Source organism: Chitinophaga sancti, from assembly GCF_034087045.1.
Lineage (GTDB): Bacteria > Bacteroidota > Bacteroidia > Chitinophagales > Chitinophagaceae > Chitinophaga > Chitinophaga sancti_B.
The window spans coordinates 2485737-2510896 of record NZ_CP139247.1; the positions used below are offsets into that span (position 1 = coordinate 2485737).

Sequence of the window (25160 nt, forward strand, 5' to 3'; positions counted from 1 at the left end):
GACTGAATTACTAAGCGAAGTTATAATCAATTGCTAACAGAAATGTTAAAATAAATTCTTAACTGAATTGTAAAATATGATCCGGACTATACTCATCTGCATCTGTTTAGGTTTCCTGTTTCCAGCCAGCGCGCAGCAGCTATTTGATGACAATTGGTTATTCTATAGAGGCAATGCACAAGGTGCTGAAAATCCTTCATTCAATGATAAGGAATGGAGAAAACTCGACCTGCCACATGATTGGAGTATAGAAGACCTGCCTGGTACAAACTCTCCTTTTAATCCGGGGGCAATCAGTCAGGTAAGCGGCGGGTTTACAACAGGTGGTACGGGTTGGTATCGCAAACATTTTACGCTGAAGGCGGATAAAAAGACCGTCATACTGCAATTTGATGGGGTTTACATGAATGCAACTGTATGGCTCAATGGAAAGAAACTCGGCAAACATCCATATGGTTATACCACCTTTAGTTTTGATATCACTGATAAGATCATTCCCGGAAAAGAGAATGTACTGGCTGTACTCGTGCGGAACGAAGGGGAGAATAGCCGATGGTATGCAGGTTCCGGAATTTACAGGCATGTATGGTTAAAAAGCAATCAATACAAGATTGTTATTACTACACCAGTTGTAAATAGAAGTTTAGCTACTGTTGCTATTCATACGGAAAAGCCTGGTACTACCCGTATTTACAATCAAAAGGGAATATTGATTACAACAACTACACCATCCATACTGTCCAGCTCATCTAACTCATCTAACTCATCCAGCTTATCCCACCCATCCAGCTTATCCCACCCATCCAGCTCATCTAACCCATCTAGCTCATCTAACCCATCTAAGTCATCCAGCTCATCTTCCCTGTCTACCGATCAGCAATTCCAGATCTCCAAACCATCCCTCTGGTCAATAGACACTCCCAACTTATACACCGCCATCACAATTATCGACGGCGATACGATCCGCACTACCTTTGGCATCCGCACTTTCACTGCTGATGCCATAAACGGTGCCCGCCTGAACGGTCTCCCCATCAAACTAAAAGGCGGTTGCGTTCACCATGACAATGGCCCTCTTGGTGCCAAAGCATATGATCGGGCAGAGGAGAGAAAAGTCGCTCTGCTAAAAGCCAGTGGATACAACGCCATCCGTTGTGCCCATAATCCCCCTTCTCCTGCCTTTTTAGACGCTTGCGACCGTTTAGGTATGTTAGTAATCGACGAAGCGTTTGACACCTGGAAAGACCCTAAAAACCCCGAAGACTACCATGTATTCTTCAACGACTGGTGGCAACGGGATATTGAAAGCATGGTAAACAGGGATAGAAATCACCCTTCTGTCATCATGTGGAGCATAGGCAATGAGATCCCTCACAGGGAAAAACCAGCTGTTGCCGCCATCGCTCACACCCTGCGTCAATACCTTTTACAGTTGGATAGCACCCGCCTCATTACCTGTGGTGTCAATGGCATTGCTCCTGATAAAGACACTTTTCTCTCTGCCCTCGATGTGGCAGGGTATAATTATGCTTTGGATAAATACGAACCCGATCATGCCCGGGTACCCAACCGTGTCATCATGGCTACAGAATCTTTCCCGCTGGATGCCGGTGCTTACTGGGAAGGTGTAATTAAACACCCCTGGGTAATTGGTGATTTTGTCTGGACGGCTTTCGACTATATTGGCGAAACCAGCATAGGTTGGCTTGGCTACATGCAGCATCAGGGCTTTTATCCATGGAACCTTGCTTATTGTGGAGATATTGATATCTGTGGCTGGAAACGTCCGCAATCTTACTACCGCGATGCTCTTTGGATGCCGGATCAGTTATCCATTTTTGTGCATCCACCACATCCTACTTATCCAACCAATCCAGACAAAGTAGACTGGAGCCGCTGGGAATGGCAGGATGTGACCGACAGCTGGAACTGGCCGGGTAATGAAGGAAAACCATTCGAAGTAGTAGCCTATAGCTCTTATGATCAGGTAGAATTATTCCTCAATGGTAAATCACTGGGTAAAAAAGCAGTAAAAGATCATACTGCCAGCTGGCAGGTGCCTTATACAGCAGGTATCCTTACAGCTACTGCCGGGAAAAAGAAAGTATCTCTTTCTACAACCGGAAAAACTGTTCGCCTACAATTACAAGCGGATACATTACAGCTTGCACCTAATAATCAGGATCTTGCTTATATCACTGTCAGTTTACTGGATAGTGCAGGCCATCGTCATCCAGATGATACGGCATTAATCAATTTCAAATTAGAAGGCCCTGCTACTATCGTAGGTGTAGGTAATGCAAATCCACGCAGTCTGGAAAGTAATCAGGCATTACAAAACAATGAGATAGCACAAACTAATCAAACATTGCAAAGTAATCAGGCATTACAAAACAGTCAGATATCACAAAGCAATCAGGCATTACAAAGCAGTCAGATAGCACAAAGCAATCAATCATTGCAAAGTAATCAATCCTTGCAAAGCAATCAGATAGCACAAAGAAAAGCCTTCCATGGCCGTGCACTTGTCATCATCAAAGCCGGCAAAACACCCGGCGCTATCCGCCTTATTGCCAGCACTCCAAATCTGCAGTCTGCTGAGATGACCTTCAATAAACAGGAAAACCCGCTGGCCACCAGTCCAATTCCACAACCAGGTAATACCACTTTTAAAAATAAACCATCTTCCCCCCAATGGATCGGCTATGAAGAAATGCCCGACAGCCTCAGGCTCGTTCCCGGTCTCCCCAATGACAAAACCAAAGCGCAACAGCGCGCCATTACCCCCTTATTCCGTAAATCCTTCACCACCAACAAACCTATAGCAACCGCCAAACTCACCATCACCGGCCTTGGTCATTACGAGTTTACCATCAATGGCAGGAAACCCGGTAATTCCTTCCTCGCCCCCGGTTGGACAAACTACGACAAACGTGTTTTTTATAACACCTACGACATTGCCAATTACCTCCAAAAAGGTGAAAACGTAATTGGAGTCATCGTTGGTAATGGTTTCTACTATATCAACAAAGAAAGATATCACAAACTTCTCACCGCCTTCGGCTATCCAAAAATGTACTGCCGGTTACTAATCACTTACACAGATGGTACCACTACCACCATTCTATCTGATCAAAGCTGGAAAACATTACCCTCACCGATCACTTTCACCAGCATTTACGGCGGTGAGGACTACGATGCCAGATTAGAACAGGATGGTTGGGACCGTCCCGGCTTTGATGACAGCAACTGGAAAAATGTTTTATTAGTAAAGGCCCCCATCGGCAAACTGGAAGAAGAAAAAGACTACCCGGTCACCCTCGCCGATACTATATCTGTAAAATCAATCACCAGCCTCCCGGATTCAATCCAGACCTCCTCCAAAATACCTGTAAAATCAATCAACAATATCCCGGATTCAATCCAGACCTCTTCCAAAATATCTGTAGAATCAATCGCCAGCCTCCCGGATTCAATCCAGACCTCCTCCAAAATATCTGTAAAATCAATCAACAATATCCCTGATTCAATTCAGACCTCCTCCAATACTTCCGTAAAATCAATCAACAGCATCTCTGATGTAACCCATTCCTCCAATAATTCCATCAAACCCACCACCAACATCTTCCCCCGGCCCCCCTCCAACCCCTCCCTCCAATCCACCACCATCTACGATTTCGGCCAAAACGCCTCCGGCATCATCTCCCTAAAAATAAAAGGCCACAAAGGGCAAACCATCAAACTCACCCCTTCCGAATTACTCACCCCCACCGGCCTCGCCAACCAGCGTGCCACCGGCCAACCTTATTACTACTCCTATACCCTAAAAAGTGATGAAATAGAAGTATGGCAACCCCGTTTCACCTACTACGGCTTTCGTTACGTACAAATAGAAGGCGCTACCCCCGATCAGATCCTCGACCTGAAGCTATTACACAACCGAAACTCCTCTCCTGAAAACGGCACCTTTGAATGCTCCAACCCCTTGTTCAATCAAATCTACAGCTTGATCAAATGGGCCATCAAAAGTAACCTCCAAAGCGTAGTCACCGACTGCCCACACCGCGAAAAACTCGGCTGGCTGGAACAGGATTACCTCATGGGCAATTCTATTCAATATAATTACGACATCCGCCTGCTCTATCAGAAGTTAGTCAACGACATGATCGATGCACAAACACCTGAAGGTCTCGTTCCTGACATCGCTCCCGAATATGTCTTCTTCGACGATAAAGGCTTCGGCTTCCGTGACTCCCCTGAATGGGGCAGTGCCTGCGTGATCCTTCCATGGCTCCTCTACAAGTGGTATGGTGATAGCATTACCATGCAAAACGCCTATCCTATGATGCAACGTTACATTGCTTACTTAAATAGCAAGGCAAACAATCACATCTTATCCTACGGTCTTGGCGATTGGTTTGACTATGGTCCTGCCCGTCCCGGCGTAGCACAATTAACCCCCAAAGACCTGACTGCCACTGCTATCTATTACTACGATTGCAAACTACTCGCCGACATGGCTACCATCTTAAAAAAGAAAGAAGCCAAAACTTATCAAAAACAAGCTATAAACATCAAACAAAATTTTAACAACACTTTTTTCAATAAACAAACCAACATGTACGCCACCGGCAGTCAAACTGCCATGGCCATGCCCCTGTGCGTAGGTCTCGTAGGGGAAGCAAACAAGACTAAAGTTTTCAAAAACCTCGTAGACAGCATCACAACCAACAATAATAAACTCACCGCCGGCGATATCGGTTTTCACTTCCTGGTACAAGCCCTCCACCAGGGCAACGCCTCCCAGCTTATCTACGATATGAATTGTCGTAACGATGTGCCCGGCTACGGCTACCAGCTCGCCAAAGGCGCCACCACCCTCACGGAATCATGGCCCGCCCTCGCCGAAGTTTCCAACAACCACCTCATGCTCGGCCATATCATGGAATGGTTCTTCAGTGGCCTAGCCGGTATCCAGCAATCCGAAAACTCCATCGCCTACCGCGATATCATTATCTGCCCCGAAATAGTAGGTGATGTCACCTACGCCAAAGGCACCTACAACACCCCCAATGGTACAATCGTCAGCCAATGGGAAAAAAGTAAACTTTTTAAGTTATATGTAAACATTCCCCCAAACACAAATGCAACTATAAAGATCCCTGCCTCTCCCTCCCAACACATTACTCAAATGAGTCAGCCAATCAAGCCCACACACTACGAAAACGGTAGAGCCATTATCAGGATTACCTCAGGCCAATACTTATTTACAGTGATTTAATACCGCACTGTTAAAAAAAATATAAAAAGTAGGCGCACGTTTATAATTTTTTTTTAGATTTGTTACTCAACCTTGTGTATTTGCAAGATCACGTTATGGCATTTATTGATTAATCCGGTGTGTTAGTTATTTGATTAATCCATTTGTTATTTTTTCACTTAAAACTTATTGCTGAACCAAAAATAAACGTAGCAACCATCTTTGTTTAACTAAACTAAAACGATTTACTTATTGACCCTTGCACTGACCAGTGTTCGGGGCTGTATCATATGTCCATAAAAGAGTAATCAGATCACATACAAATTAGTTCCATGATGAAAAAAAACAACCATTTCATGCGTTGTACAGGATTGCTATTCCTGTTAACCATGCTGCACTTTCATACCCTGATGGCCCAGCAAAAAAAGGTCACAGGGCAGGTCTCAGGTAAGGAAGGACCCCTCACAAATGTATCCGTGCAGATAAAGGGCACTACTATAGGTGCATACACAGATGACAAAGGACAGTTCACTATTTCAGTACCCAATTCCAGCGCAGTTCTTGTAGTTCGCTATGTAGGTATGGAAACAAGAGAAGTACCTGTAGGCGATCAGACAAACCTGAATATCGTACTTACTTCATCTGCCAGTGATCTGAGCGAAGTGGTAGTAGTCGGTTATGGTACTACCAAACGTCAGGACCTCACAGGTAGTGTGGGTAGCGTGAGCGCTGATGAGCTGATGGAAAGACCCTCTCTTACCCTGCAACAAGCCATGGCAGGTAAAGTAGCCGGTGTAAACGTCAATACCAACTCAGGTCGCCCCGGTGGCCGTACCAGCGTACGTATCCGCGGTTTTGGTTCCATCAAGGCCACCAACGATCCGCTGTATGTAGTAGATGGTATCGTATATCCTGCTGATATCTCTACCATCAACCCAAATGATATCGAAAGCATGGACATCCTCAAAGATGCATCTGCTACCGCTATCTATGGTACCCGTGGTGCGAACGGTGTAATCATGATCACTACTAAAAAAGGTAGTAAAAAAGGTGGTCAGGTGAGTTACTCCGGTTATGTTAGCGCCGGCAAAATGGCACGTAAACAGGATGTACTGAATTCAAAAGAATTCCTTGCTACTGAAGATCTGGCCTATGCCAATGCTGCCAAATTCGATCCTACCGGCTTCGCAAATGGCGCATACAAAGATCCTAAAGTAAAACGTGCACAATATATCGGTACCCTCTTCGACGACAACCTCAATCCACTCTATGATGTAGACTGGCAGGATGCCGTAACCCGTACCGCCATCAGCCAGGGACATAACCTGTCTTTCACAGGCGGCGATGAAAAATCTACTTATGGTTTATATCTTGGTTATAACGATGAACAGGGGGTGATTAAAAATTCTTATGCTAAAAGATATACTGCCCGCGCTGCCATCGACCGTCAAATGAATGACTGGCTGAAAGTAGGTGGTTCCATCGGTTATGTGGTAAACAGGGAAAAAAGACAGGATGCAACCACTGGTGGTAACAACGTGCCACGTCAGATGATTGAAATGATTCCAATCGTTCCTTTCAAATACCCTGACGGCACTTACGGGAAAAGAGGCGATTATGAAGGCATGGAATCAGGCGATAACCCGCTCTCTCAGCTGTATGAAGATAACCGTCTGTATAATAACAACGTATTTAACGGTAACGCATATGCAAATATCCGGCTCTACAAGGACCTGACATTTACCAGTACCGTGGGAGCTAACGTGCGTGATGAGTACGATCCTTATTTCAACAGTACCTTGTCCAACCTGGCCAATGAATATGGTAAAAACTATGCGGAGATCACCTCTTACCGCTCTACTTTCTACCAGTGGGAAAACCACTTCTCGTACAATAAAACTATCGGTAAAGACCATCGCATCAGTGCGACCGCAGGGCAGGAAATACAGAAGCTGGACTACCTGAAATATGTAGTAGGAGTTCAAAGTCTGAGTGATGATTATTACGAATGGAATAACCTGGGGTCTGCGTCCACTGTGAACACACCATCGTCTGAAGCTTATACATGGGCAATGGCTTCCTTCTTTGCCAGAGCGAACTATGCATACAAAGATCGCTATCTGGTTACATTCACGGGTCGTTACGATGGTAGCTCCCGCTTTGGTGCAGACAATAAGTTTGCCTTCTTCCCATCTGCAGCAGTAGGCTGGCGTGTGTCTGAAGAACCTTTCCTGAAAGACAATCCAACCGTCAATAACCTGAAACTGCGTGCCAGCTATGGCCTGACCGGTAACTCTGAAATTGGTCAGTATAAGTCACTGGCGAACATGACTTCGAATACCCTGATCTTCAACGGTACCCGTGCTGCCGGTACTGTGATCAGTACCATGGCAAACCCTGACCTGAAATGGGAGAAAACCAGACAGGTGGATGTGGGTTTTGACGTTTCCCTCTTCGACAGCCGTCTGAACATCGCTGCAGATTATTATAAAAAGAATACCAAAGACCTGCTGCTCGATGCGCCAGTACCTGCTTCCAGCGGTTATGCTACGCTGACCCGTAACATCGGTAGCCTGCAGAACTCCGGTTTTGAGTTCAGTGTGAATTCTGTGAACATCGATCGTAAGAATTTCTCCTGGAATACTACGCTCAACTTCTCCACACTGAAAAACAAAATCACTGCGCTGGGTAGTAACAATGAAGACATTTACATGAACCCGAACTTCCTGGATTATACCAACATCCTGCGTGTGGGTAAATCTGTAAGTTCCTTCTATGGTTACGTGCGTGAAGGTACCTGGGGTACAGCTGAAGAAACAGAAGCCACCAAGTATGGGGCCAAACCCGGTGACCTGAAGTTCAAAGACATGAACGGCGATGGCCAGATCAACAGCCAGGACCGCACCATCATTGGTAAAGGTATTCCTGACTGGTATGGTACACTGTCCAACACTTTCCGCTACAAACAATTTGACTTCCTGCTGGAATTACAATATTCCTATGGTAATGATGTATTCAAACTGTCAGAACACTCTTCTGAAGACAGAACAGGTATTGCAAACAGCTTTGCCACCGTACTGAATGCATGGACTCCTGAGCACCAGAATACGCCTATTGCACAAATCAGGCCCACTGCTGCCGGTTACACCAGTAAACTGGATAACCACAAAGTGGAAAATGGTTCTTTCATCAGAGGTAAGAACATCAGCTTTGGTTACAACCTGGCAGCGCCTACCTGTAAGCGTATGGGTGTAAGCAATGCCCGTGTATATGTCGCTGCACAGAACTTCTTCCTGATTACCAAATACACAGGTTATGATCCGGAAACGACCACATGGGACGACACCTTTGCACAGGGTATGCAGTTCCATGACTATCCCAAAGCAAGAACTGTCATGCTGGGACTGAATGTAACTTTCTAATCACGGACCTTTTAAATGCACATTATGAACCGCAGTATAATAGTATTATTAAGCCTCTCCCTGATGGGAATGACAGGCTGCAGTAAATTCCTGGAAGAAAAGAATCCTTCATCCATTACAACGGATAATTATTATAAAAATGCTACCCAGGCACAATCAGCCGTGGATGGTGCTTACGAACAACTGAGAGTATTCCAGAACGGAGACGGCTATGGCGAAACGCCATGGATCTCTATGGAAATGCTGGTAGGACATGCCAAAACACTGGGACAGAGTACCTACAACAGTAGCATGATCAAACACACCGCGGGTACCAGCGATCCTGTATTCATGTCTGTATGGAAAGGGTTTTACAATGGTATCTCCAATTGTAACGTGGCCATCCAGCACATCCCGGATGTAAGTATGGATGAGTCCCAGAAGAGCAACCTGATGGGACAATTGTATTTCCTGCGAGCATTCTACTACTACCACCTGGTGAGATTGTATGGTGATGTTCCACTGGTACTGACAGCTGTAAGCGCCAACAGTCCGGATCTGTACCCAAGTCGCACCGCTGCTGCTGATGTATATGACCAGATCGTAAAAGACCTTCAGCTGGCAGAAGCCTCTTCTTTGCCAACGACTGACGTAACCGGTCGCGTATCTGTAATGGCAGTAAAATCTCTGCTGTCCAGCGTATACCTGACCATGGCAGGGTATCCATTGCAGAAAGGTAGTGCCTACTACCAGCTGGCTGCCGATAAAGCTGCCGAAGTAATAGATGGTGGAGGTTATGAACTGTTCACCAGTTATGCTTACCTGCATGACCGGGCACATAAAAACGGTAGTGAATTCATCCTGCAGGTACAGTATTCCGGAAGTATTATTTCTAACAACATTGCCCGTCTGATCATTCCTGAAAAGATCGGTATCTCTAAGTTCGGTGATGAATATGGTGCGCTCATGCCATACAACCAGTTTGTAAATTCATACGAAGCCGGCGATAAACGTACAGAAGAAAAACAATTCTTCTTCACGAATTACAACGGCAGAGATTTCGGTGAATATGCACTGTATAAATACTGGCTGGAAGAAGCAGCAAATCCAACTACCGGCGATGCAAATTCAGATGAAAACTGGACCCTGTTCCGTTTGCCAGAGATCATGCTGATCTATGCAGAAGCCAGCAATGAAGTAAGCGGCCCTACGGATAAGGCCTATATACAGATCAATGCAATCCGTGCGAGGGCAAACCTGGCACCTTTGTCAGGTCTGAGCCAGGCTGATTTCCGCCAGCAGGTGTACAAAGAACGTTATCATGAACTGGCCTTCGAAGACAAAGCCTACTTCGATATACAGCGGACACATATGATTTATGATCTGCCAAACAATGTATTTGTAGATGCGACCAGCGCTGCAAATATTCAGGGTGTTACTTTCACAACCAAGTATTACCTCTGGCCACTGCCGCAGAATGAACTGGATGCGAATAAGAACCTGACACAAAATGAAGAATGGAAGTAGGACCTGCTTTCAAAATACGTAAATAAAAAAACGTCCGCGAAAGCGGACGTTTTTTTTAAATAGGGTTCTTAAGGATAGGTGGGGTTGCGTTCATTTTATCTTTACTTTATCAATCCTTGTTTTTCTGCAGCTAACTGCGCGTTGATCCTCGTTACTATATCATCATAGTGTAACTTAGTCAGCTTGTCCAGTCCCGCATTTGCCGCTTGTTTTTTACACAAGGCTAATATGGTCATCAGGTTATCTTTCACCATAGCTCTTTCATCTGATTTCTCAAAGTTGAAACCAAACGGCATGACCTGATCGCTGATATTACCTTCGACCTGGCTTGTAAATACCTGCTGCATCAATCTGGCTACATATCCTTTTTGCAAAGCACGGCGGTACATATCTACATTCTTGCCCGCATAAGCTTCTGTGAAGATGCCTTTGTTCAGGTCCCCGAACATTTCTGTCAGTGTATATACTTTTACATGCTTCTCAGCTGCATACACCTGCTCAGACCATAAGAGACGGCTGAAACGTGCACGGCCCAGTAAAGCGTTCAGCATATCGCGCTGTGCATCGTTAATCTCAGTAGCAAAATTCATTGTGGTTCTGTTCAGCAGCTCACTGTTCAACCAGGTTGGTGTTTCAAACAATTGCTTGTTGATAAATGCCATTGCTGCTTTCTGCTTTTCATATGGAGCTGGTTCTACGTTACTGTTGCCAGCATCGCCCACCATATTTTCAGTCACGTATACGCTACCGATGTTTGCCACAGCATGACCCATGTATATGAAGAACTGGCTGTACAGGGTTTTGATTTGCTCCATTGGCTTATCAAAATCTTCCCCTTTCTCACCAGCCCAGCTCAGTACACCCGGCATTAATCTTTTCAGATTTTTGATACCATATTCACCTGCTTTTACTGCATCGTCGCCAAGGTCTTCGTTCTGACAACGGGCATCTGTGAAGTTCACTTCGCTACCGAAGTACAGGCGGTGGTTAGCTGCAAGGCTATCGCTCACCATTTTGGACAGGGCAGTTTTTTCTTCTTCAGCAGTTTTGTATTCCTTGTGCATATCATATCCCCATTGAATGGCCCAGAAATCGTAGTCATTAATACGTGGAAATAAACCTGCTTCACCAATATGATCTTTAGGCTGTGCTACGTAGTTGAAACGAGCATAGTCCATGATAGAAGGCGTATGACCATGTGCTTCCACCCATGCTTTGTCGCGCAGTTTCTCAACAGGTACAGTAGAGCTGGAACCGAAGTTGTGCAGCAGACCCAGTGTGTGACCTACTTCATGAGAAGATACGAAACGGATGAGCTGACCCATCAGGGAATCTGGCAGTTCATTGTTCAGTGCACGCGGATCAACAGCACCACATTGTGCCATATACCAGCGTTGTAGCAGGCTCATTACGTTGTGATACCAGAAGATGTGGCTCTCGATGATCTCACCGCTACGGGGGTCAGATACGCTTGGGCCCATTGCATTGGCAATCACAGATGGGCGATAGATGATAGCAGAGTGGGTGGCATCGTCGATGCTCCAGGTGCTGTCTTCTTCTTTGGTAGGTGCAATACGTGCATATACAGCATTTTTGAAACCGATCTTTTCAAAGGCTTTCTGCCAGTCGTTTACACCCTGCATCAGGTAAGGTACCCATTTCTTAGGAGTAGTAGGATCTATGTAGTATACAATTGGTTTAGCTGGTTCTACCAGTTCACCACGTTTGTATTTCTCTATATCTTCCGGTTTTGGTTCCAGTCTCCAGCGTTTTACATAGATCTTTTCTTTTACACCCTGTGGATCTGCATCGAAGTCAATATGACCTACAGCGAAGTAACCTACACGGCCATCCATCGCTCTTGGTTTCATTGGCTTTTCAGGCAGCAGGACCATAGAAGAGTTCAGCTCTACAGTATAGGAAGAAGAGGTAGGGTTCAGACCCGCACTGTAGGTCTTTACTGCATGAACTTCTACATTGGAAGCAAATGCACGTACATAATCTACAAAGCTGCGGTCATTGGCCTGTGCACCCATACCAGCTTTGTCTTTGAACGCTTTTTTCTGGAAGTACAATACTTCGTTGTCGCTGTTTACAAAGTCTGTCGCATCGAATACAACACCGCTGGAATCAGGGGCGTAAGCAGCGATCGTAAAAGCCATGGCAATTGCCTGTACATTGTTCTTTTGTACGCTGGCGAACATTGCTTTGGTACTGTCATCACTATATTCTCTGAAAGAGATACGGCGGAGTAATAATTTTTTAGCAGGACCCAGTTCAAACCTGAACACAGTTTCACCAATCTGATCGCCTGAATAACCGGAGCTACCATTGCGCATTTCGGCAGATGCTTTTGAAATACGGCTCACGATGAGAATGTCTCTACCCATCATTTTGTTAGGAACCTCGAAGAAGTACTTTTCATCTTTCTGGTGTACAGTAATAAAACCCTTGCTGGACTTCATATCAGCAGTGATCACATCCTTGTATGGTTTAACCGGTATGCTGGTGGGCTTCTTGGTTGTGTCAGCAGGTGTGGCGCCTTTCTGTACGGTGGGCTGTTGTTTCTTCTTGTGTCTAAAGATCTGACAATGAACGGTGGTCACCGCCATAAGAGAAACTCCTATGGCGATGGCTATCGTTGAACGTTGGCTTTTTAGCATGATTTGTTTGAGTTTTGTTATTTATTTCTAGTAACCATCATTCTGAATAAGGCTGGGATTTGCCTGTATCTGTGTAGAAGGAATCGGGAGTAATGCAGCAGTAGATTTCCAGGAAGATTTCTCAGTACCCAGTACGGCATCAATGGTACCTGTACGTTTCAGATCGTACCAGCGGTTGCCCCACTCGAATGCCATTTCAACCTGGCGTTCGTGGTAGATGGCAGTCAGCAGATTTTCGTCAGTACCAGCGTAGCCAGCGAGACCCGCTCTTGATCTTACGATATTCAGATTCGTAATCGCATCTGAGGTATTGCCCAGGTGTGCCTGTGCTTCTGCCAGTACCAGGTACATATCAGCAAGGCGGAACATTACATATGCCTCCCTGTTAGCTGCATCATATGTTCTGTTCTTGTATTTTGTCGGGTAATTATATGTGGTTCCATATAATGTAATTTGCGTGATCCAGGTTGCCTTACGGAGATCATTTGCTTCAAAAGCATTCACCAGGATAGGATTTACCTGGTAAGCCGGAGCAGAGTAGATAGAAGATGGCAGTAAGGTATAACCTTCACCCGTCTGAAAGTTAGAAGTGCTCACATTGCTACCGGGCAGGTTCCAGATGACTTCATTGTTGGACTGATAAAATACAGCGGATGGTGTAGATGCCATTGCATAAAGACCGGAGGATAGGATCTGGTTCACCATCAGCGCTGCACTATCCCATTGCTGGCGGTATAAGAATACCTTGGCAGAAAGTGCCATCGCTGTGTATAAATTTGGACGGTATTTGGTGCCGGAAGTAGACGGATATTTTGCCTTGAGTTGGGAACGGGCTTCTGCCAGATCTGCCTGGATCAGTTTATACACTTCATCTACAGCTACTCTTGGTTGGGTAGCGGTCACGTTATAATCAGTAACTGTCACCAAAGGTACACCACCAAACAGGTTTACCATCTGGAAGTAATAAAAGGCACGGTCAAATTTCATCTCAGCTACAAGTGCACGTTTAAGAGAATCACTGATAGCAGTAGTACCGCTAATGCCAGCTATACAGCTGTTCATCTGGTAAATATTGGTGTATGCTGAATTCCACAAAGTGGACGCAGTTCCATCGTCTGCCAGGTAGGCGTTGTTTACATAAGTAGAACTATAGGCATATATCAGTTCATCAGCAGCCTGGCCTCCATTTACTGTCACCAAGGTAGCACCAATAGTACCGCCGGAAGCATTTGCTTTAAAGTTGGAATAAACACCAGCTACAGCAGATATGATATCTGCACTGTCGCTAAAAACGGTGCCTTCTGTAATCTGATCAATTGGATGAGCAGGAATATCAACCAGCTTGTTACAGGACATTGCGAACAGGGCTGCCGCCGCAATTATATATAGAGAACGATTTTTCTTCATAATAGATACATTTTAAACAATTAGAACTCCAGGTTGAAACCACCAGTTACGATCAGCTGCATAGGCACTGTATAAAGCGTACCTGGCATTTCAGGATCACCAAACTTGTAGTTAGTAATGGTGAACAGGTTCTGTGCAGTGATATTGAATGAACAACCCTGTATGCCCATTTTTTTCACAGTAGCTGTTGGCAGTGAATAAGACAGCATGAGGCTCTTCAGACGCAGGTAAGTATTGTTACTATATACAGCATCAGAGCTGGTGAAGTAACTACCGTATCGTTGTGCCAGTTGTCCGTTTCTGGCAGCACCATAATAACCTGTGGTCAGGCGCTGTAATTGTGCATGATCACCCGGTTTGGTCCAGAACATATCCTGCATAAATGCAGGCAGATTGATCTGACCACCAGGTAGCGGAGATGCATAATTGATACCTGCCAGGTAGTTTTTGGCCATTGCCCTGGAGAATTTGAAGAACAGGCTCAGGTTCCAGTTCTTATAGGAGAAAGTGTTGTTCAGACCACCATAGAAATCAGTCTGTGCATTGGCAATTGCCTGCATATCTCCACCCTTGGCGATATTGGATGTAGCTGGTGCAGAAGTAATGGTGCCATTCGCCTTGTAATACTGGAATACACCAGTTGTATCGTTCACACCTGCAGATTTGAATCCATATATCATGGAGGTAGATTTCCCAACTGCATAGGTAGCTGCATAAGCTGATGTTGCTAAACCTGGGAAGGAAATAAGTTTATTCCTGTTGCCGGATATATTGAAAGACGTAGTCCATCTAAAATCTTTTGTGGTGATATTGCGGGTCGTAATGGACAATTCGAGACCTGCATCCTGTAGCACAGCATCCATGTTCATCACTACACTGTTGAAACCAGTTTGTGTAGGCAGTGTATAACCTGTAAGCTGGTTACCGGTTCTGCTACGGTAATAAGCCAGGTTCAACAGGATCTTATCATCAATAAAGCCGAGGTCCAGTCCCAGGTTAATGGAATGTTTGGAAGCCCAGCTATAGTTCGGATTGTAAAGATTGCTGGCTGTATAAGGACGGGTACCATCAAAAGTCTGCGTAGAAGTTGTGGACGCTACTTTCCAGTATGGCTGATATTTGTAGGGGGCTACACCGTCGGAACCATTGGTACCATAGTTACCGGAGATCTTCGCAAAGCTAAGCACAGGTTTGAATGATTTCATGAATCGCTCTTCGGAGATGATCCAACCGATACCTACTGCACCAAAGTTACCAAAGCGGCGGCCAGGTCCAAAATTGCTGGAACCATCGCGACGACCCGTCAGGTTGACGATGTACTTTTCCTTATAGACATAGTTAATACGGCCAAACCCTGCTACATATTTGGAGATATCAGCTCCATCTGATACACTGATACCAGTTGCTGCCATGATGGTTCCCAATAATCCATCATCAGTGTAACCAGTACCCAGCTGCTGATTAAAACCGGATGTTACTTTCCTGTAGGTACCCCCTGCCAATATTGTCAGTTCACCATCTCCGATGGTCTTTCTGTAATCGACCTGTGGCTCCACGTTGATCGTCTGGTCATTGCTCTGGCCAAAGTTGGCACTGGCAGAGGTACCATTGCCAGGTTTCACGGCAGCAAGCGGAGTGGCGCTATATTGTTTGGTCATGTTCATAGCCCAGCCTGCATTTGCAGCAATGTTCAATCCCGGAATTATTTCGTAAGTTAAACGGAGGTAATTATTAAACAGGTAGCTGTTGATATTGTAAGGCTTTTTTTGCTCCGCCAGCAACTGATCAGAACTTACATCCTGCCCTTTGTATGTCCAAACCAGGTTACCTTTTGCATCCAGCATATCCGGATGGTCAGGCACAGTCATCATGGCTTTGCCCAGGGTGGTGCTGCCTGAAGAATTATTGGTTTCGTAAGACACATCACTGCCAAAATCAGCCCTGATCTTGTTATTTGATGAATGTGTGCTCAATGCACTATGCAGCGTGTAGCGCTTATCAGAAAAGTCGCCCGGCATATTATAAGACTGTCTGGTATAACCGGCAGACACCATATAGGTGCTATTCGTGGCGCCTCCTGACATGCTCAGGTGTGCATCTGTACTGTTAGCTGTACCACCATAATATTTCTTAACAAAATCAGTATACATGGTAGTATCATATACAAACAGGTCTTTGAAATAACTCTGATCTGTAGGGAAGGTGGTGATACTATCCATGGTAATAGCCTGATGACGCATACGCAGATATTGCTTTGTATCCATCATATCCAGTCCGCGGGAGATTTTGCTGGGACCAGTTACCACGCTTACATTCACCCTGTTTCTACCCGGCTTCCCTTTTTTGGTCGTGATCACCACTACTCCATTCGCACCCTGTGAACCATAGATAGAAGTAGCATCTGCATCTTTCAGCACACTGATACTTTCGATATCTGAAGGGTTCAGGCCATTCAATGCACTGAAGCCACTGGCGCCACCGCCGGAGTTGAAACTGTTCAGTAACATCGAGATGTCATTGTTCTGTGTAGGCAATGGAATTCCATCTACGATGATGAGGGGCTGATCGTATGCAATGGCAGAAGCAGAGCTGGACAGCGTATTCTGCCCCCTGGACTGGAACGTTTGTCTTGCACCCGGAACACCGCTAAATACATTTACTTCCAGACCTGGTACACGACCATTGAGGGCATTGGTAATATTGGTAGCACCTGAGCTTTTGATATCTGCTGAAGTCACAGTGGCCACATTACCCACGTTAAAACGCCTGGTATTGGTACCGTAAGCGATCACCTGCACTTCATCCAGTGGGTTGTTGGAGCGTAACAGTCTGATCATGTAAACTCTCGAATTACCTTCTTTTACAGGTACTTCTTTTGTGACATAACCTGTAAAGGAGACGATCAGGGTTTGTTTGTCATCAACATTTTTGAGGATGAACATACCGCCACCGTCAGTAATCACCACTTCTTTAGTCCCTTTCACACGGACAGTGGCGCCAATCAGCGGATTCCCCAGGGAATCGGCCACACGGCCATGCAGATCTTCCGGCGGCGCTGGCACGGATGTAAAATCCGGTGTGGCCATCTTATCTTTCAGCACTACTGTTTTGTTCACAATAGAAAAGGTAAGCGGCTGATTGAGCAATGCCTGCTTTAAAGCTTCCTCAAGCGGCATGGATTTCAGGTCCAGGGTCACAGGAATACCTGTGCGTACCATCGCATCATTGTAAAAGAAATTGTACCCTGTTTGCTTCTTAAATTCTTTAAATACCAGCTCCAGGGAAGCGTTTCGAACATTCAATGACACATTCTGTGCATAAGTGCTGGCCTTAACCTGTAAACAAGCGACCAATACAAATACGACTGTGAATTTCATAATCAACAGAAGTTTGGTTGATGACAGACACGGCAATGTTTTGCCGTTTGCATTTAACAGCATAGATTTGGCTGGATTTGAGTCATCCCGGATGGACTCCGTTCAGACGGTAATAAAATAAGTTAGTCTGGCTTGACTATTTATGATAAGTGACTCAGATTTTTCGCGCCCCGAACCCCCATTCGGGGCGTTTTTGTATCTGGTCACATGATCCTGGTATAGGTGGTGTATGATTTTAATTGAGTACAGTAAGCTGTCTGCCATCTAACCGGAAGTGAACCCGGCTCATTTGTAAAATTTGTAATAGCTCAGTCAGCGTAGCCGTACGTGGTATCTCACCTGTGAAGGTGTCACCCGGTACCTTGCCTGCGTACACTACATCTATATCATACCAGCGGGCGGCATCGCGCAGTACCTGTGCGATACTGTTGTTCTGATAAGCAAAAAGCCCTTCTTTCCAAGCTACTACATCATCAGTAGATGGTGTGTTTACATAGATCTTTTGGCCGGCAGCATAAGTAGCCTGTTGTCCGGGCACAATCCGGAGGCCCTGTTGCTGATGATCTACCTGCACGCTACCTTGTAACAGGGTTACTCTCGTGTCTGCTTCATCTGCATAAGCTTTGATATTAAAATGTGTACCCAGCACAGTAACAAGGCTGCTATCTCTTTGGTTGGTTTTAATATTTACTAAAAAAGGAATTTTGTGGTCACCTGCTGCGGCTACTTCAAAATAGGCTTCCCCTGATACTGTCACTTTCCTTTCGCGGCCTGAAAAGGCTACAGGATAGGTGAGGGAAGTACCTGCATTGAGCCACACCCGGCTTCCATCAGATAACGTGATCGAAGTCACCTGGCTTCCTTTTGGATTCGTAAGCGTATTGAGTAAAATTTCGTTGTGTTGTCCCTGTGGTTGGTAAACAATTTCTCCGTTGGCAAGTCTGACTACCTTGGTTTGACCCTCCATAACCAGTTGATGAGCGGAGATACTGTCTGCCAGCACCTGTTGTCCATTAGATAATGTGATGGTGGCCTTGTGTGTGACAGGGGCTTTAATATCTGATACGATGGCAATTGGTTCCTTTGTGGCGGAAGGAGTACCTGTAAATTTGTAAATGCTGATCCCGATCAATAGCGCAGCTACGGCTGCTACAGCCGCAGCGCGCCATTTTCGGATAAATAGAACTCTAGTTGGCTGTTTCCGTTGTAAAATGTTGTCGAGAATGACTCTTGAGGAATAGTCAGATAGGTTATGAACTGGCTTGTTATATTGTAGCCACGCAGCTTCCAGTACAGCTTTTAGCTGCGGATCGTTCACGCTTTCGATGAGCGTGAATAGCTCTTTTTTCTCCTGCCAGGTGCAGGTGTTGGATGTTAATTTCTCCAATAATGCTGTGATCCTGTCTATCGACATGTGGCTGATTTTCTTAAAAAATGTTCGTCCCTTACGTATAAGACAAACAACTGAAACTTTCGGTCTAGTCGATCCGAAAAGAATTTAGAATATTTTTAAAGAGGGAGTTCTAATGAACAATGCTTATTTCATCTTCTCTGCTAATATGATGTACAGATAGATAATGCTTATAATATGTGAAGACTCCAGGTACGTTCTGATCTTTTTGAGCGCCTGCACCATATGATTGCGAACCGTGGCGGCAGAGATGCCCATTTCTGCTGCAATTTCTTCATACTTGAGTCCGTGTTCACGACTGAGCATAAACACCTTATATTGCTGTTGTGGCAGGGTTGCCAGCGCTTTGGCCAGTACTTCCTGCACTTCTTTCTCCGACATGGCCTGTGTGGTGCCGTTTTCATCGATGGTATACAATTGTAGCTCATCGAGGATCCTGATTTCCCGGCTTTGCCTGCGCATCAGGTTAATAGCCTGATTGGCGGCCATGCGGAACAAATATGCATTGAAATTGTCGATTTCACCCAGCTGAGCACGGCGTGTCCATAGCTTCATAAAGACGTCCTGTAATACGTCTTCTGCTGCTGTAGGGGAGTTGCCAAGGTGTAGGAGGAATGAATATAGTTTATCCTTGTACTTATGGAAAAGCGCCTCGAAGGCTACTTCATCATTGCCTGCCAACTTATTCACTAGTGCTATGTCATCCGGGTGGTGCATCGACGATAAAATTACATAAAAGACACTATTTATTTCCGGTAACGATTGCGTAAATAAACCTTCGGGAAATAAGCGGATTTTTATAGCTTCCGCCTGCTATAAATTCCTGTTATGAAGCACCTTGTTTATTTATGCCTGCTATTTGTTACGTTTTCCAGCTCCGCCCAGGAGAAAAAACTGTTAGTCGTAGCCCACGATGGGAGTGGAGATTTCTCCAATATCCAGGATGCGGTGAATGCCGTACGGGACTTTCAGTATTGGAGAGTGACCATTTTTATAAAGAAAGGAACTTATCATGAGAAACTGGTCATCCCTTCCTGGAAGACGGGGATTACGCTGATAGGTGAATCCCGGGATAGTACCATTATTACCAATAGTGATTTTTCAGGGAAGCCATATCCCGGTGGTAAAGATATAAATGGAAGGGACAAGTACAGCACATTTACATCTTATACCGTTTTGGTACAGGGGAATGATGTGGTCCTCCGGAATTTAACAATTGTAAATGCAGCTGGTCAGGTAGGACAAGGAGTCGCACTTCATGTGGAAGGAGACAGGTGTATATTCCGGAATTGTAAACTGCTGGGCAACCAGGATACACTGTATGCCGGAAAAGAAAATAGCCGGCAGTTTTATGATAGTTGTTATATAGAAGGCACCACTGATTTCATATTTGGTGCGGCCACGGTGGTATTTAAGGATTGCACCATTTTCAGTATCAGGAATTCCTATGTCACAGCTGCCTCTACGACCGCAAACCAGCCATATGGTTTTGTATTCATGCATTGCAACCTGATCGCTGCAGATACGGCTACGAAAGTGTATCTGGGGCGGCCATGGCGACCTTATGCCGCTACATTGTTTATGGAGTGCACATTGGGTAAACATATCCTGCCTGTTGGCTGGCATAATTGGGATAAGTCAGAGAATGAACAGACTGCCAGATACAGGGAGTATAATAATAATGGCCCGGGTGCCGGCACCCGCCAACGTGTGAGCTGGTCTAAGCAATTGAGTAAGCAGGAGGCGAAAGCGATTACAATCACTAAAATTCTGAATGCGTGGGATCCAACCGTACAGCCTTAATTATAATTTTTTTATTAGGAGTGCAAGCCGTGTGTGCGCAAAGCCCCTTGCAGCGTTATGTAAACCAGTTCAATGCTGCAGACAGTGAAACCGTGCAGAACTATGTGAATAATGCACAGGCTTATGAATGGTTGAATAAAAACATTCCTTTGCTGGAATGTCCGGATAGCATTATTGAAAAGACCTATTACTACCGATGGTGGACATTTAGAAAACACCTGAAAGAGACGCCGGATGGGTTCATATTTACGGAGTTTATCTTACCGGTAAAACATGCAGGCAGGTACAATGCGCTGAGTTGTGCCCTGGGGCATCACATCAATGAAGGCCGATGGCTGAGAGATACCCAGTACATCAACCAGGATATCCGCTATTGGTTTATAGCAGATGCACAGCAAAAGGCGCCTAAGTTTCACCAGTTTAGCAGCTGGGCGGAATGGGCGGTGTACGAAAGGATAAAGGTAGGCGGAGACCCAGTCCTGGCAATAGATCTGCTCCCATATATGGATGCGGATTATCGTTTATGGGAAAAGGAAAAGCGCCTTACTGATGGACTGTTCTGGCAGTTTGATGTAAAAGATGGTATGGAAGAGTCTATCAGTGGTAGCAGGAAAGAGAAAAATATCCGCCCTACGATTAACAGCTACATGTATGGCAATGCGGTGGCGATGGCCGCCATGGCAAAGCTGGCACACAATGGTACGCTGTTTAAAAAATACATAACTGATGCAGCAAAAATAAAATCATTGACACAAGATAGTATGTGGGATAGCAAAGCCGGTTTTTTTAAAGTCCGCTTAGCAAAAGGAGGCTTGTCAGATGCCCGTGAAGAAATCGGTTTTATCCCCTGGTATTTTAATTTGCCCGATGATCAGGCAGTTTATGCCCGTGCATGGCAGCAATTGATCGATACAGCTGGTTTTAATGCGCCCTGGGGCATTACAACAGCAGAGAGAAGACATCCTGCTTTTCGTAGTCATGGTACGGGTGGCTGTGAGTGGGATGGTGCACTGTGGCCGTTTGCCACTACTCAGACCTTGAAAGCTTTATCCAATCTGCTCCGTGATTATCATTATAAAGGCGGCATGACACCCGCTATTTACTATGAGATGCTCAGTACCTATGCCCGTTCTCATCAGAAAAACGGACAGCCTTACCTGGGAGAATACCAGGATGAGAAGAACGGATATTGGTTAAAGGGAGATAATCCCCGAAGTAGTTATTACAATCATTCCGGTTTCTGTGATCTTGTCATTAATGACCTGATAGGTATCAGGCCGTCATTAGATAATAAAGTAACCATCGATCCGATGGTGCCATGGCAATGGTTTCAGTTATCAAATATTCCTTATCATGGACACCTGATCACTATCAACTGGAATTACAAAAGCAAAGGATTCATCATATTTGTAGATAATGTAGAAAAATACAGGGGCAAAAAGCTGAAATCCGTAATGCTGGCACTCTAAGCCGGCCGCAGGCCTACGCCCGGAACGGGGCACTTCTGCCGAAGGCGGAAGTGCCCCGTTCTGCAATTACCTAATTTTTATCATGATAAGACCAATCGCATTTTTGTATCTTCGCCACTCTGATACGAACAAAAAACACACATGTTATGAACAGCCGTAAACGAATCCTTACCGGCTTGCTGGCGTTAAGCATAGCAGGCGGTACAACAACTGCACAGACTAAGACAAATCAGAATGGTAAACAGGCGTTTATTAATAACCTGATCAAAAAAATGACGCTGGAGGAGAAAATCGGGCAATTAAACCTACTCACCAGCGAAATGGACGTAACCGGCCCGTTTATGAATGCGGGATATAAAAAAGACATCGAAGACGGCCGCTGTGGCTCCATCTTCAATGCGTACACTCCTCAGTACACCCGCCAGTTACAGGATATAGCAATGAAAACCCGTCTTAAGATTCCTTTATTATTCGGATATGACGTAATTCATGGTCACAAGACCATCTTCCCTATTCCATTGGGAGAAGCCTGTACCTGGGATATGGCCCTCATGGAGAAGAGCGCCCGTATTGCTGCTGTAGAAGCCAGTGCAGACGGTCTGCAATGGACGTACTCTCCAATGGTGGATATTGCACGTGACCCCCGCTGGGGACGTGTAGCCGAAGGAGTAGGTGAAGACACCTGGTACGGCGTACAGGTAGCCAAAGCAAAAGTAAAAGGCTACCAGGGTACCGACCTCTCTCTGAACAACACTATTCTGGCCTGTGTAAAACACTTTGCCCTCTATGGTGCTGTGGAAGCCGGTCGAGACTACAACACTGTAGACATGAGCCGCCAGAAAATGTACGAGTACTACCTGCCTCCTTATAAAGCTGCTGTCGATGCAGGTGTAGCGACTGTGATGACTTCCTTCAACGAAGTAGACGGTATACCCGCTACTGGCAACAAATGGCTGATGACCGACCTGCTGCGCAGGCAATGGGGCTTCAAAGGCTTTGTGGTGACAGACTACACGGCTATTAATGAAATGATGGCACATGGTGTAGGTGATGAATATAAGGTAGGCGAACTGGCACTGAATGCCGGTGTAGATATGGATATGCAGGGTAGCGTATATACCAGGCAGCTGGCAAAGCTGGTGGCCGATAAAAAGATCACCATGGCACAGGTTGATACCTGCGTATACCGTATACTCTCCGCTAAATATGACCTGGGCCTCTTCAAAAATCCCTATTTATATTGCGACAACGAAAGACCTGCCAAAGAGATCCTGACGCCTGAAAATCGTGCTGTTGCCCGCGAAATCGGTGCCCGCTCTATCGTGCTCCTCAAAAACCAGCAAGAACTGCTGCCACTGAAGAAAGGGGCGAAAATTGCCCTGATAGGCCCGCTGGCAGACAGCAAACGTGATATGATCGGTAACTGGTCCGCAGCTGGAGACTATACAAAATCAATCACCCTGCTGGAAGGTATCAAACAGAAACTCGGAGGTGCAGGTAATGTCACTTACCTGCGTGGTGCACACTATACCAACGATACCACGCTGCTGAAAAGAGCATTGCAGAAAGCCGTGCTGACAGCCGAAGATACAGCCAATAGTGCAGGTATGCTGGCCGAAGCTGTTGCCCTGGCGCAGCAATCAGACATCGTGGTAATGGCATTGGGTGAATCATATGGTATGAGTGGTGAAGCTGCCAGCCGTTCTAACATCAGTATTCCTGAAAACCAGGAAAAACTGCTGAGAGCTGTATATGCTACCGGCAAACCAGTAGTGCTGGTACTGATGAATGGTCGTCCGCTGACCCTGGAATGGGAAGACGCCCACATCCCTGCTATCGTGGAAACATGGTTCCTGGGTACCGAAGCTGGTAACTCCATTGCCGACATATTGTTTGGCGATTACAACCCAGCCGGTAAGCTGACTATGACCTTCCCCCGCAGCGTAGGTCAGATCCCTATCTACTACAATCATAAGAATACCGGTCGTCCGGAGGATCCAGCGAATAAGTATTCCAGCAAATACCTGGATATCACCAATGAACCACTGTATCCATTTGGTTATGGTCTGAGCTATACCAAATTTACCTACGGTCCTGTACAGCTGGATAAAAACCAGCTGAAGCAATCAGCAACCGGCAATGTAAAAGTAAGTGTAGCAGTGACTAACAGTGGTAATTATGATGGAGAAGAGGTAGTACAGCTGTACATTCGGGACAAAGTAGCAAGCGTAACCCGCCCGGTAAAGGAGCTGAAAAACTTCAAAAAGATCTTCCTGAAGAAAGGAGAGACCCGGACAGTGACCTTTGAACTGAGCGTAAATGACCTGAAATTCTATAATAAAGACCTGAAATATGTGTCTGAGCCAGGTGATTTCTCTGTCTTTGTGGGTGGAAACAGCCGCGATACACAGTCTGCAGACTTCGCATTAGTACCTTAATACAATATTGACAGGTATAATAAAAAAGGGCTAGCCATACCGGCTAGCCCTTTTTTATTCGTGGCTTCTATAGCACGTCCTTAGGGCTTTCCCGGAGGTAACCCGCCTATAAGCCGCCTATATCCCGCCCAAAAGCCGCCCATAACCCGCATCTATAAAGAGGCGGGTTATGTACGGGTTACCTCCGGGAAAGGGTCGGGTTACCCATATGATTGTTCTATCTCTGAAATGATTCAATAACAGCCTTAAAATTTTAATTTTATTTTAAAAAATACTTCCTAACTTTGCCCCGTTATAAATTCAAATATGAACGCAAACGTACATACACATCATCACCATCATTTCTTACCACGCAGGTAGGCTGGGATGACTATATGTACTATCAAGATATTAGAACATCATCA

The 25160-nt window shown here is 45.5% G+C and carries 11 protein-coding genes; 6 read left to right on the top strand and 5 right to left on the bottom strand.

The features are described from left to right. Positions 1 to 76: 76 nt before the first annotated feature. From SIO70_RS10445 to SIO70_RS10455, 3 genes are all read left to right on the top strand, one after another. The gene (locus SIO70_RS10445) at positions 77 to 5281 is read left to right on the top strand and encodes a family 78 glycoside hydrolase catalytic domain (RefSeq protein WP_320580811.1); all 5205 of its coding nucleotides are present in this window, start codon (positions 77 to 79) and stop codon (positions 5279 to 5281) included. A 311-nt stretch (positions 5282 to 5592) separates the two neighbouring features. Continuing rightward, positions 5593 to 8682 (top strand): TonB-dependent receptor, encoded by a 3090-nt coding sequence (locus SIO70_RS10450; RefSeq protein ID WP_320580812.1) that lies wholly within the window; start codon positions 5593 to 5595, stop codon positions 8680 to 8682. 24 nt (positions 8683 to 8706) lie between these two features. After that, a complete protein-coding gene (locus tag SIO70_RS10455) occupies positions 8707 to 10188 on the top strand; it encodes a RagB/SusD family nutrient uptake outer membrane protein (RefSeq protein WP_320580813.1) in 1482 nt (493 codons plus the stop codon). A gap of 101 nt (positions 10189 to 10289) precedes the next feature. Here SIO70_RS10455 and SIO70_RS10460 read toward each other — a convergent pair whose 3' ends face one another. From SIO70_RS10460 to SIO70_RS10480, 5 genes are all read right to left on the bottom strand, one after another. Further along, positions 10290 to 12851, bottom strand: a complete 2562-nt coding sequence (locus SIO70_RS10460; RefSeq protein ID WP_320580814.1) for a zinc-dependent metalloprotease — start codon at positions 12849 to 12851, stop codon at positions 10290 to 10292. A 27-nt stretch (positions 12852 to 12878) separates the two neighbouring features. Next, positions 12879 to 14258 (bottom strand): RagB/SusD family nutrient uptake outer membrane protein, encoded by a 1380-nt coding sequence (locus SIO70_RS10465; protein ID WP_320580815.1) that lies wholly within the window; start codon positions 14256 to 14258, stop codon positions 12879 to 12881. A 20-nt stretch (positions 14259 to 14278) separates the two neighbouring features. Next, positions 14279 to 17635 (bottom strand): SusC/RagA family TonB-linked outer membrane protein, encoded by a 3357-nt coding sequence (locus SIO70_RS10470; RefSeq protein ID WP_320580816.1) that lies wholly within the window; start codon positions 17633 to 17635, stop codon positions 14279 to 14281. 235 nt (positions 17636 to 17870) lie between these two features. Then, entirely contained in the window at positions 17871 to 19049 is a 1179-nt protein-coding gene (locus SIO70_RS10475; protein ID WP_320580817.1) for a FecR family protein, read from the bottom strand. Between the two features lie 123 nt (positions 19050 to 19172). Further along, complete coding sequence (locus SIO70_RS10480) at positions 19173 to 19763, bottom strand: RNA polymerase sigma-70 factor (RefSeq protein ID WP_320580818.1); 591 nt, start codon at positions 19761 to 19763, stop codon at positions 19173 to 19175. A gap of 111 nt (positions 19764 to 19874) precedes the next feature. Here SIO70_RS10480 and SIO70_RS10485 point away from each other — a divergent pair, with 111 nt between their 5' ends. The 3 genes from SIO70_RS10485 to bglX all read left to right on the top strand — a co-directional run bounded on the left by SIO70_RS10485 (position 19875) and on the right by bglX (position 24756). Continuing rightward, a complete protein-coding gene (locus SIO70_RS10485; RefSeq protein ID WP_320580819.1) occupies positions 19875 to 20849 on the top strand; it encodes a pectinesterase family protein in 975 nt (324 codons plus the stop codon). A gap of 20 nt (positions 20850 to 20869) precedes the next feature. Then, positions 20870 to 22318: an MGH1-like glycoside hydrolase domain-containing protein gene (locus tag SIO70_RS10490; protein WP_320580820.1), complete on the top strand. Its 1449-nt coding sequence runs from the start codon at positions 20870 to 20872 to the stop codon at positions 22316 to 22318. Between the two features lie 146 nt (positions 22319 to 22464). Further along, positions 22465 to 24756 (top strand): beta-glucosidase BglX, encoded by a 2292-nt coding sequence (bglX, locus tag SIO70_RS10495; RefSeq protein WP_320580821.1) that lies wholly within the window; start codon positions 22465 to 22467, stop codon positions 24754 to 24756. The last annotated feature ends 404 nt before the right edge of the window (positions 24757 to 25160 follow it).

Coding starts and splice junctions, on each gene's coding strand:
- SIO70_RS10450 (WP_320580812.1), top strand. CDS start 5,593: ATGATGAAAAAAAACAACCATTTCATGCGTTGTACAGGATTGCTATTC.
- SIO70_RS10445 (WP_320580811.1), top strand. CDS start 77: ATGATCCGGACTATACTCATCTGCATCTGTTTAGGTTTCCTGTTTCCA.
- SIO70_RS10470 (WP_320580816.1), bottom strand. CDS start 17,635: ATGAAATTCACAGTCGTATTTGTATTGGTCGCTTGTTTACAGGTTAAG.
- SIO70_RS10460 (WP_320580814.1), bottom strand. CDS start 12,851: ATGCTAAAAAGCCAACGTTCAACGATAGCCATCGCCATAGGAGTTTCT.
- SIO70_RS10465 (WP_320580815.1), bottom strand. CDS start 14,258: ATGAAGAAAAATCGTTCTCTATATATAATTGCGGCGGCAGCCCTGTTC.
- SIO70_RS10475 (WP_320580817.1), bottom strand. CDS start 19,049: ATGTCGATAGACAGGATCACAGCATTATTGGAGAAATTAACATCCAAC.
- SIO70_RS10485 (WP_320580819.1), top strand. CDS start 19,875: ATGAAGCACCTTGTTTATTTATGCCTGCTATTTGTTACGTTTTCCAGC.
- bglX (WP_320580821.1), top strand. CDS start 22,465: ATGAACAGCCGTAAACGAATCCTTACCGGCTTGCTGGCGTTAAGCATA.
- SIO70_RS10455 (WP_320580813.1), top strand. CDS start 8,707: ATGAACCGCAGTATAATAGTATTATTAAGCCTCTCCCTGATGGGAATG.
- SIO70_RS10480 (WP_320580818.1), bottom strand. CDS start 19,763: ATGCACCACCCGGATGACATAGCACTAGTGAATAAGTTGGCAGGCAAT.